Source organism: Streptomyces tateyamensis (assembly GCF_003205575.1).
Classification (GTDB): Bacteria; Actinomycetota; Actinomycetes; order Streptomycetales; family Streptomycetaceae; genus Kitasatospora; species Kitasatospora tateyamensis.
Genome location: NZ_PYBW01000237.1, coordinates 1 through 1232, shown reverse-complemented (window position 1 = coordinate 1232; position 1232 = coordinate 1). Strand labels below are relative to the sequence as shown.

The 1232-nt window shown below is 76.5% G+C and carries 2 protein-coding genes; one reads left to right on the top strand and one right to left on the bottom strand.

Going from position 1 to position 1232, the window contains the following annotated elements; genetic code table 11:
- The first annotated feature begins 124 nt into the window (after nt 1-124).
- Nucleotides 125-625 (top strand): SsgA family sporulation/cell division regulator, encoded by a 501-nt coding sequence (locus C7C46_RS33030; protein ID WP_110673595.1) that lies wholly within the window; start codon nt 125-127, stop codon nt 623-625.
- A gap of 58 nt (nt 626-683) precedes the next feature.
- Here the strand turns inward: C7C46_RS33030 and C7C46_RS35570 are convergent.
- Nucleotides 684-1232, bottom strand: a 549-nt coding sequence (locus C7C46_RS35570) for a helix-turn-helix domain-containing protein (RefSeq protein WP_181442668.1), incomplete at its 5' end; no start/stop codon positions are given.

Sequence of the window (1232 nt, the reverse complement as noted above, 5' to 3'; positions counted from 1 at the left end):
GTCCTGGCCGCGCGGGCGGTCACGCGGCCCGAACGGAGTCCGCTGCAACCCCCTGCAACCTTTGCGGGGGGCGGGGGCGGCGGAGCAGGCTGGCCCGGTCCCGTCTCGCCCCGGAGTAACAGCCATGCCGCGCGATCCACTGTCCGCCAGTGGCGGAGCCCCTTACCAGACCGGAGCAGGCGCCCGGTCGCCGCTGCCGTTTCGACCGGCCCTGCCCGTCGAAGAGGTCCTGACCCTGCGCATCGCCCTGGGCCGGGACCGGGTCGGCACTGTCCCCACCCGGTTCCGCTACGAGCCGCAGCGCCCGTACGAGGTGCTGGTCACCTTCCACCTGGGCCGGCCGGACGAGGTGGACTGGGTGTTCTCCCGCGACCTGCTCCGGGACGGCCTGCGCGGGCTGACCGGCCAGGGCGACGTGCGGCTGTGGCCGGCCCACTGCCCCTGCCACGGCGCCACCCTGCACCTGGCGTTGGAGTCCCCGTACGGCAGCGCGCTGCTGGAGGCCTCGGCGGCCCGGGTCCGCGACTGGCTGGAGCGCACCTACCAGGAGGTCCCGGAGGGCACCGAGCCGGACTGCGGGCCCACCGACGCGCAACTGGTCGACCTGCTGCTGGGCGGCGACTGAGCCGCGCGCACCCAGGGGCGACCGAGCAGCCGGGGAACCGGCAGCGTCTGACCAGGCGTCAGGCGCGGGCGGTGGCCGCGCGGGGGCTGGGCACCCGGTGCTCGCCCGGCGCCGGTGCCGTGGTGCGGCACCCCGGCAGCAGCAGCGTGTCGGTGTCCAGCAGGGCGCGCAGCCGCCGGATCCCGGGGGCCGAGGAGCTGGGCAGCAGCTGGTAGGGGTCCACCGGGCGGACCACCTCGACCTGCACCGACTCGGCGAACCGGTACGGGCGGTGCTCCAGCAGCCCGCCCAGGTAGCGGCGCAGCCGGGACAGCTCGGCCCGTACCGTGACCGTCCTGCCCGGGTCGCCGAACAGCGCCTCGGCCAACTGGGCTGCCGTCCGTCCGGCCTGGTGGGTGGCCAGCAGCAGGAGCAGCTCCGCGTGGCGCGGGCTGAGCTGGTGCGACCAGTCGCCGGCGCCGCCGCGCACCGAGACCTCCGGGTGGTCGGACCTGCTGAGGTCGAGCACCAGCCGGGCGTCGGCGGTCTGTTCGCCGACCGCCCCGGCCGAGCCGGTCAGCGGGCGGACCAGCCAGCCGTCGGCCAGCGGCTCGACCGCGCACTCGCC